The 9411-nt window shown below is 58.1% G+C and carries 8 protein-coding genes; 2 read left to right on the top strand and 6 right to left on the bottom strand.

Annotation, left to right across the window (positions count from 1 at the left end):
• Nucleotides 1-123: Lrp/AsnC ligand binding domain-containing protein (locus D3227_RS43555; protein WP_245452141.1), on the top strand; the 123-nt coding region annotated here is incomplete at its 5' end.
• 174 nt (nucleotides 124-297) lie between these two features.
• Nucleotides 298-1230, top strand: coding sequence for a LysR substrate-binding domain-containing protein (locus D3227_RS39090; protein ID WP_245452140.1), 933 nt, complete (start codon nucleotides 298-300; stop codon nucleotides 1228-1230).
• A 58-nt stretch (nucleotides 1231-1288) separates the two neighbouring features.
• Here the strand turns inward: D3227_RS39090 and D3227_RS39085 are convergent, their stop codons facing one another.
• The 6 genes from D3227_RS39085 to D3227_RS39060 all read right to left on the bottom strand — a co-directional run bounded on the left by D3227_RS39085 (nucleotide 1289) and on the right by D3227_RS39060 (nucleotide 9228).
• On the bottom strand, nucleotides 1289-2500 hold the full coding sequence (locus tag D3227_RS39085) for a GlxA family transcriptional regulator (RefSeq protein WP_120019318.1): 1212 nt from the start codon (nucleotides 2498-2500) through the stop codon (nucleotides 1289-1291).
• A 28-nt stretch (nucleotides 2501-2528) separates the two neighbouring features.
• Complete coding sequence (locus D3227_RS39080) at nucleotides 2529-3458, bottom strand: electron transfer flavoprotein subunit alpha/FixB family protein (RefSeq protein ID WP_120019317.1); 930 nt, start codon at nucleotides 3456-3458, stop codon at nucleotides 2529-2531.
• A 23-nt stretch (nucleotides 3459-3481) separates the two neighbouring features.
• Nucleotides 3482-4231 carry an electron transfer flavoprotein subunit beta/FixA family protein gene (locus D3227_RS39075; protein WP_120019316.1) on the bottom strand — a complete coding sequence of 250 codons (750 nt, stop codon included), beginning with the start codon at nucleotides 4229-4231 and terminating at the stop codon, nucleotides 3482-3484.
• A gap of 105 nt (nucleotides 4232-4336) precedes the next feature.
• The gene (locus tag D3227_RS39070) at nucleotides 4337-5503 is read right to left on the bottom strand and encodes an NAD(P)/FAD-dependent oxidoreductase (RefSeq protein ID WP_120019315.1); all 1167 of its coding nucleotides are present in this window, start codon (nucleotides 5501-5503) and stop codon (nucleotides 4337-4339) included.
• 63 nt (nucleotides 5504-5566) lie between these two features.
• Nucleotides 5567-7726 (bottom strand): oxidoreductase, encoded by a 2160-nt coding sequence (locus tag D3227_RS39065; protein ID WP_120019314.1) that lies wholly within the window; start codon nucleotides 7724-7726, stop codon nucleotides 5567-5569.
• Between the two features lie 332 nt (nucleotides 7727-8058).
• On the bottom strand, nucleotides 8059-9228 hold the full coding sequence (locus tag D3227_RS39060) for an ABC transporter substrate-binding protein (protein WP_120019320.1): 1170 nt from the start codon (nucleotides 9226-9228) through the stop codon (nucleotides 8059-8061).
• Nucleotides 9229-9411: the final 183 nt, after the last annotated feature.

Genomic DNA, 9411 nt, shown 5'->3' with positions numbered 1-9411 from the left:
ATTGCCGACGTTGCCGCGCCATCGATCAGCGAGCTTGATCGGACAATCGACGTGATTGGCGACGTCGATGGCGTCGAGAAAACGCAGTCGTCGGTCATCCTGTCGACGCGATTCCAACGATAGAAGTACAGGCGCCGGATGAGTGCGCTGCGGCGTAGGGACCATCGGAAGCTATTTCAATGGCCAAAGGCAACATCTCGTCACAACGGAACGCCCGCAGGAGATGCCTGTTGAAATGAACCGGGCGAACATAATAGATACGAAACATGAGTTCCGTTCATAGAAGGTGTTAAGCCTGTGCACTCGGTGGGTCACCATAGTCTGCCGTCCTACGCCCTGTTGCGCAGCTTCGAGTGCGCCGCGCGGCACGAAAGCTTTACCCAGGCGGCAGAAGAACTTCATCTGACGCAAAGCGCGGTCAGCCGACAAGTCAAAGAACTTGAAGACATGATGGGCGCGACATTGTTCAGGCGGGTTGGACGACGCGTGGTATTGACCGAGAGTGGCAGACGGTTTGCCGCGGATCTGGCGATCGATCTCGAGAATCTCAGGCAATCGGTGGTGCGGGCGATTGCCGTCGGCGAGCGAATTTCGACGTTGCGCATCGGCATCCTGCCAACATTTGCCAGTCGTTGGCTGATCCCGAGACTGGCAACGTTTCTGAACGATCATCCCAACATCGAAATTAGGCTGGAGACGCGCACCCTACCTTTCGATCTCACCCGAGAGCGCTTCGATATCGCGATCCATTTCGGAAAGGCCGACTGGCCAGACGCACGTATGACCAAGCTGTTCGATGAGGAAATGCTGCCGGTTGCATCCCCCAGATTTCGCGACATGCACATGGCAACCGAGCCGGGTCGTCTCGCGGAGGCTCCTCTTCTGCATCTCATCACTCGCGAAAGCGCTTGGATTGACTGGTTTGCCATGATTGGGATCAGCGACAGGCGGCTGCTGAGCGGCCGACATTTCGATCAGTTTTCCATGATCATCTCGGCTGCGGCGGCCTCTCTCGGCGCCGCCCTTCTACCGAAATATCTAATTGAGACGGAGCTCGAGGGTGGAATTCTGATCCCGCTCAGTGACATGGCCCTGAAGACGCATAACAGCTATTTTGTGGTGAGCGCGGCCGGCGACGTTAACCCGCAGGTAAATGCATTTACGCGATGGCTAATGTCGGCCGCACGGCGCGGCAGCATGCACGAGACTCGGCAGGACGGAAGGATGTAAAGGGGCTTCGACGCCGACCAGGGCACCAATCGAGTGTCGCCCGGCTCAAGCTCCGAGGCTACGCTGCGTTTGAACAATTCACAACGGCACTTACCCATGGACGAATATGACTTGGCAGCATCCCGAAATGATCTTTGAAGGCTTTCGAAAAATGAGAAGAGGAAACATATCCGCAGGCCACGGCCACTTCAATGACCGACATATCTGTCGTCTCAAGAAGTTGTCGTGCCTTTTTTAACCGCACCTGAGCGTAATAACTCATTGGCGTGGTCTTCATATGTTTTATGAAGAGACGTTCAATTTGCCGACGCGATAAGGACACTATCTGTGCGATTTTCTTGAGGGGCAACGGATCCTCTACATGCTTCTCCATCAGCTTGATGACGCGAATGAGCTTTTCGACGGCTCCGGTGGCGCGAAGTCCGAGCGGCACCGATTGACAATGGCTGCCAGTACGAAATCTGTCCGCGCTCAACTGAGCACAAATTTGGCGCGCAAAATTCTCTCCGCGCCTAAGGTGAATCATTTCCGCTGCGAGGTCGAACGCTGCGAACTCCCCGGCGCAAGTCGTAACGGAGCCATCCTGGACAAAGAGGCAATCTTCGGTGACCAACTCTGGGAATTTTTCGGCAAATGCTGCTAGTTTTGACCAGTGAATCGTACAGCGCATGGCGCTATGCAAGATCCCTGCGTCAGCCAACAACCAAGCTGCGGTTCCGAGCGCACAAATTGGCAGTTTGCGACGACTTTTCATTCGCAAAAGAGCGGAGATCAGAGGTGATTTTTGCTCTTCGATGCGCTCTCCACCTATTATCACCATGAGTGAATCGTCATCGCCATTTTTGTAGGAATTGATGTCGATGTCGGGTGCGATTGCGATGCCGCTTGAGCTCACAACGGGGCTACTCATCCCGATAACTCGCCAATCAAACAGCCTTTCGCCGACGCTGCAATTGGCTTGATAAAAAGGTTCTACAAACGAAGAGAGACTAAGCTGCGAGAAGCCTGGCAGAACAAGGATGCCGAGCTTAAGCGTGCACTCATACGAGGCTTCTTCGTCCGGTGGGCCGCCATTGAAATGGGCGCCCGACACGGATGGGTCTGCATTCAGGGCTTCAGCCATAATCATCCCTGTTCCCGGCTGGCCGCTTTCTCCCCGCCCCCTTGCTTGCAGATCTCGCAGCGTTGCAAGCTCAACCCGCTTGGCGGCAGCGTTCTCTTCGAGGCGGCCAGCCGTAACGGTCGAACTGCGCGGCGCAAAGATGCCCACGGCAATGCGCCCGCTATGCAAGCCCCCATCAAAGTTGGTTCTGGAGCTCTGGAAGAATTTGGAACAGATCGCCAACCAGACCGTAATCGGCAACCTGGAAAATCGGCGCTTCCTCGTCCTTGTTGATGGCGACGATGACCTTCGAATCCTTCATGCCGGCAAGGTGCTGGATGGCGCCGGAAATGCCGACAGCGATGTAGAGGTCGGGAGCCACGACCTTGCCAGTCTGGCCGACCTGCCAGTCGTTCGGCGCATAACCGGCATCGACCGCGGCACGGCTTGCGCCGACGGCGGCGCCCAGCTTGTCGGCCACCGGCAGGATGACCTCCTGGAACTTCTCCGAGGAGCCGAGCGCGCGGCCGCCCGAGATGATGATCCTGGCCGAGGTCAGCTCCGGACGATCGGTCTCGGACAGCTTGTTCTCGATGAAGGACGATACACCGGGGTCGGCTGCCGCCGAGATAACCTCGACGGCAGCCGCATTGCCTTGGGAGGCGACTGGAAATGAAGCGGTGCGCACGGTGATCACCTTCTTGGCGTCGCTCGACTGCACGGTCTGGATGGCGTTGCCGGCATAGATCGGCCGCTTGAATGTGTCGGGCGACACCACTTCGATGATCTCGGACACCTGCGCGACATCGAGCAGGGCGGCGACGCGCGGCGCGACATTCTTGCCCGACGAGGTCGCCGGCGCGACGATGGTGTCGTAGGCACCGGCGAGCGAGACGACGAGTGCTGCCGTCGGTTCGGCAAGGCGCTCGGCCAGTTCGTCGGCGTCGGCGAGCAGCACCTTGCTGACGCCCTTGAGCTTGGCGGCGGCGTCGGCGGCCGGCTTGGCTCCTTTGCCGGCAACCAGCACATGCACGTCCGAACCGATCTGCAGGGCCGCCGACAGCGCCTTGGCGGTCTGGTCGGAAAGGGTTGCGTTGTCGTGTTCGGCGATGAGGAGAATGGTCATTTTTCTGTTCCTTTCCCGATCGCTTACAAAACGCCGGCTTCGTTCTTGAGCTTGTCGACCAGTTCGGCGACGCTCTTGACCTTGACACCCGCCTTGCGGCCGCTCGGCTCCTCGGTCTTGATCACCTTGAGGCGCGGCTTGACGTCGGCGCCGTAATCGGCCGGGCTCTTTTCGTCGAGCGGCTTCTTCTTGGCCTTCATGATGTTGGGCAGCGAGGCGTAGCGTGGCTGGTTGAGGCGAAGGTCGGCGGTGACGATCGCCGGCATCTTCAGTTCCACCGTCTGCAGGCCGCCATCGACTTCGCGCGTTACCTTGGCCTTGTCGCCGTCGAGCACCACCTTGGAGGCGAAAGTGCCCTGTGCCCAGCCGAGCAAAGCGGCCAGCATCTGACCGGTCTGGTTGGAATCGTCGTCGATCGCCTGTTTGCCGAGGATGACGAGGCCGGGCCGCTCTGCGTCGACGACGCCCTTCAGCACCTTGGCGACGCCGAGCGGCTCGGTCTGTTCGTCGGTCTTGACCAGGATGGCGCGGTCGGCGCCCATGGCGAGTGCGGTGCGCAAGGTTTCCTGCGCCTGCTGCGGGCCGATCGAAACGACGATGATCTCTTCGGCCTTGCCAGCTTCCTTCAGCCGGATCGCCTCTTCCACCGCGATCTCGTCGAACGGGTTCATCGCCATCTTGACGTTGGCGAGCTCCACCGCCGAACCGTCAGCCTTCACACGAACCTTGACGTTCGCATCCACAACCCGCTTCACGGGCACAAGGATCTTCATGTGTGCGCTCTCGTTGGATGAGTCTTGGAGCAAGCGCCACATCCCGCGTTGGCGCAAACCCTGAACGTGGATTTGGGAACGGGGGTGTGACCACGGGTTTCAGTTCTAGGCAAACCGCGCCATTGAGAAGGCCTCCATCAGTTCCTGACGTTCGCCAAGTGCCCACTTCGCGACGGATTCACCCATGGCAGGGCCGATCTTGAAGCCGTGTCCGCTCGAACCAGCGATCACGAAGAGACCCTTCGCGCCGGGTATCTCATCAACCACCGGAACGTGGTCCGCGCTCATGTCATACTGGCACGCATAGCCGGGCCGGATACCCAATTCGGCGATCTCCGGGGAGCGAGGCATGAGATGATTGATGATCCAGATGGACTCCTCCTGCGTGATAGTGCGGTCGAACTGGCCAGCTACATCGACGCGATAGTTCATCTTATGATGGTCTGATGCCAGAGCTTCGTTCTCGACGGAAGTGCCGCCGCCGCCCCACGCTCCAATCAGGATCGTATTTTCGCCTTCAGGACGGGCGTAGCAGTTGTAAGTGTCGTCGACCCAACAATGCGGGAGCAGCTTGCGAGCAATCCCTGGGGCGCTCATCACCGCCATGAAGTGACGCTCAATGTAGACCGGCAGGTTTACGCCGAGCTTGGACAGGAGTGCTTTGGACCATACGCCGGTGGCAAGAATTACGCGCTCCGTCGTGATGGTCGATCCATCACTGAGGGTCACGCCCGTCGTTTGGCCATTGGCTACATGAATTTCGGTGACGGAGCGTCCGCCTAGGAACTTCACGCCGCTTTCACGGGCGCGGCGCACCAACTCGTTGGTCGCGCCGTAGGGATCGCAATGCCCGGATTCGTCTTCCCATGCGGCAAAAGTTATCCCATCCATGTTGATGTGCGGTAGGAGCTCAGAAGCCTGCGCTCCGGTCAGTCCTTCAATTCGGCTACCTTCGACGTCGCGTATCCGTTCCACTGTGGCTCGATTGACAGCCTCGTTCTTCTGGCCGCATGCCCAGAGAACACCGGACTGATCGAAGGCGCCCGGCAGATCCTTCAGGATCTCGATGCCGCGTTTGGCGAGCAAAGATAACGGGCGGTCTAGATAGAAGTAGTGGCACACTGCGGAAGACGACCCAGTCGGACCGGAAGCCGGGTGATCGGTTTCGACCTGGATCACGTTCAGTTTCTGGCCGGAGAGATAATAGGCCGCCCCAGCACCGGCGATTCCGGCGCCGACGACGAGCACGTCACAGCTGTACTTCTCAGTCATCAGGGTCTCCTGGTTTATTGCTGGTTCAATCGAGGCGCACGCGCCAATTTCGCGCCGATTTTTTTAAGTCCGCTCCCGTCCCCAGACCATCCGTTCGCGCTTATAGGGAAGCGGCGTCTGGGGATCGGCGGATGTGATTTCGCGTGCGATCCGATGGCCGGCGAAAATCGTATCGGCAAGAAAGCGCGGCGCGTAGCAATCGCCTGCTTGGTAGATGCCCTTGATGTCCTCTTCCTTCCAGCGATCCTTCTGCGCTGCAAGTTCCTTGTAGAGGCCATCGTTGGAAACGCGCCCCGTTACAAGGACCACAGTGTCGAATTCCATGAGGGTCGCCTCATTGCTCATCTTTCGGGGATATTCCCCGGCTACCGGAACCGTCGTCCGGCTAGGGTCGTCGCGATAAAGATCGAACAGCCTGACCTGGACGCAGTTGCTTACCTCGACGTCCTGTATCCATGTCCCGCCAATCTGCTTGATGCCCTTCTTTCGCATGGTCCGCTGCATGAATGGTGTTTCGAGCGTGTAGTTGGTCCAAGAGCCGATCTGGCCGAACACGCTGACCGCGGTAACCTGCTTGCCCTCGTCCGCCAGTTTGTCGGCAATCGAATAGGCCGTGTAGTAGCCGTCCGCGTCCAATACCAGTACACGCTGTCCGATTGCTTTGCCCGCCATGACCTGTTCGGGTGTCGCGAAATAGGGCGTAGAACAGTCGATACCTGGAATGGCTCCCATGGTAACTTGGCTGAACCCGTTGTCCAGCCAGCGCGCGCCAGTGGCCAGAACAACCTTGTCGGCACCATAGGTCAACACGCCTTCAGCGGTCAGCCGCTGCCCGAGATGCAATTCAATATTCTTGAGCTTGGCTATCTGCGCCTGGCGGTAGGTGATCAGCCTCCACCATTCGCCGAGCCCCGGGAACTGGCTTACATATCGCATATGTCCGCCGATTTCTTTCTCCGCATCGACGAGATGCACCTCGTGGCCCTGCTCGCCTAGAACGCGAGCACATTCGAGGCCCGCTGGGCCTGCGCCTACCACAAGTATGCTTTCCGGTTGGTCGGCTTTCTTGAACTTCTCCGGATGCCAATCCCGGCGATATTCCTCCATTGCGGTGGCGTTTTGCGTGCAAACCATTCGGACGCCCCGTTCCCAACGCGAGATGCACATGTTGCAGCCGATGCATTCACGGATGTCTTCGAGACGGCCCTCATCGATCTTCTTGGGCAGGAACGGGTCAGCGATCGACGGCCGCGCTGCGCCGATGATATCAGCCTGGCCGCTGTTGATGACATTCACCATATCGTCCGGACTGGTGAAGCGCCCGACATTCAGCACTGGAGCCTTGGTGACGGATTTCACATGCTTGACGAAAGGAGCCTGATGGTTGGCCTTGAAGAACCGTGAAGGCCCTGCGTCTTCGCCCCATTCGAACTGGTCGTTGATGTTCACGTCCCACAGGTCAACATGGCCGTCGCGATCGAGCAGTTCGATGAACCGCAGACCGTCGTCCAGAACCTCCAGACCGTCCGGGCCCATAAGCTGGTCAACGGAAATCCGAATGGCGAGCGCGCAATGGTCGCCGACAGCTTTCTTGATACGCTCCGACTGCTCTCGCCAGAAGCGAGCGCGATTTTCAAACGAGCCGCCATACTTGTCGGTGCGTTTGTTGTACCACTTGGAGAGGAACTGGAACGGTAGGACCGAGTGCGAGCCGTATGAATAAACGATGTCGAAGCCTGCGTCCACGGCACGCTTGGCGCCATTCTCGAAATCTCGATGACAGGATTGAATATCGTTCAGGTCCATTTCGTGCCCCGCGCAATGCGGGGTATAGACCGTCATAAGTTGGCCCACGCCCTTAGGCACGGCGCGCGACTCGTAGCACGGCGAGATCCCGCCACTGTGCCATAACTCCACGCCTGCGAGCGCGTCATGCCGATGTACTTCGTCGGTCATATGGCGAAGGTTGATCACATCATCATCATCGTAAAGGGATGCAAGAGTGTGTGGCTCGAAATCACCCTCGGGGTTCACCGCACAGGCTTCGGTGCACACGGCGGCCCAGCCTCCCTCTGCCTTGACGGCGCGGTGCTCGGCCTGGCTGCCCGGCCTGTCAGACCCGGCGCCGTTGCAGTGGGGTACCTGATAAAATCGGTTCTTCAGGACCTTGGGACCGATTTTTATCGGCTCAAACAAGATGTCATACTTGGGATCGCGGGCCATGATTTTCTCCTCCTAGCCGACTCCGAATAGTCAAGCGATTGGATTGAACTTCGATCTGTCGCTGGCTCTTCGGGCTTTGAACTAATGCGCTAGAACCTGCCGCCCCAAGGGGCGGGATGCTGAGCGCCTATTCTTGGTGTTATCGAGCAATGGATCCAAGGGCATTGGCTTCTGGTCTGGGATCCAAAGGTGAATGACAGGCGGCGACTTCTCTGCACACGGGACTCCAAGACACGACGTGTTCGAGAAAGGCGAGCTGTCATTCGGGGTCCGGACCAATGCCATAGTCGTGACAACGAAAGGGCCGCTTCGCTGGCTTCAGCCGTTTGTGGCTATTGGAGACGCGGCTTCGGGATTAGAGAAGGATCTGGGAGTACCGAGCCCAGAAACTCACGCTTTCCGTCCTTGACACGGATAAGGAATCCGGGACGGATCGGAACACCATGTGCCCCCTTATACGTGATTTTCGCCGTTGCTCCCTGCACATTCTCCAAATTGGCAATAGCGTCTCGCAGACCAACGCCGTCGGTCTTCAGGCCATTTGCTATCACCGCAGCCTCGATCACCTTGATCAGATCATATCCCACGGCGTTGTAGATTGTCTGCGATGGGTGTCCATACCTTGTCTGATACTTGGCCATGAACTTTTCCATCTCGGAGCCAGGAACCGGGTGCCCCGCCGTGGTGAAAACAAGCCCCTCGCCTACAGCTCCCAGCGAAAACGTCGTCGGCGTGTCAATGCCGTCGGATCCTATGACGGGGGTATTAATCCCCGTCCCTCTCAGCTGCCGCAAGAAGGATGGAAAGTCCGGCTCATATGCAGATGTGTAGATTACATCAGGCGCTGGGTTCAGCGACTTGATCTTGGTGACCTCGGCCGAAAAATCCTGCTGCCCCAACTGATATGTGCTCTCGGCCACGACCGAACCGCCGAGCGACTTGAAGGCCTCGGCGAAATAAAGCGGCATGGTGGTATACTGCGTATCTGGCGAATAGAGCACGTATGCCGCCCGGTAGCCTTGTTGATATGCATATTGGGCGGCCACCGCTGCCTGGACGTTGTCGGCCGGGTAGTTGATGAAGACGAAATCCCCACCAATCAGGCTCAAACCCGGTGACGACCCGCAGCTTGAAAACATCGGAATCTGTGCCGCCGTCGCAATTGGCGCCGCTGCGAACGACGGATCTGCATCGCAGGGCGCGATCAGAATATTTACTTTTTCATCAACCAGTTCCTGAGCCATTACAGCCGTCGGCGCTGCTTCCGATCGCGTATCCTTGACTATTTCCCGAATTTTGACTTTGCCGCCGATACCGCCGGCTGCATTGATCTCATCGATCGCAATGCGCTCCCCTTCATAAACCGGCACATCGAATGACGCGAGTGTACCGGTTAGCGCCACAGCCTGGCCAAGAACAAGCTCTTGATCGTCCGCTCTGGCGGACATCACACCTAAGGCAATAGAAAGCGGAAGAACGACGGCCACAACGTTCAGTTTCATTTTCTCTCTCCTTTTTCTGCACGAGGCGCCCCTTGCAAGGGATTTCTTTCCTCGTCTTTTCCCCTCGACGCAGCGATCGAGCCCTTTGAAACGATCCCGCCGAGTACCAGACACGGACGTCTGGCTCGCCAAAAGCAACCCGAGAAAGCGGTTCTTTGAGGTCGAGACAAACCCGCCCGGCCC

The organism is Mesorhizobium waimense, assembly GCF_003601975.1.
Classification (GTDB): domain Bacteria; phylum Pseudomonadota; class Alphaproteobacteria; order Rhizobiales; family Rhizobiaceae; genus Mesorhizobium; species Mesorhizobium waimense.
Note: the sequence above shows the minus strand (reverse complement) of the source record. Positions and strands in the feature narration are given on the sequence as shown.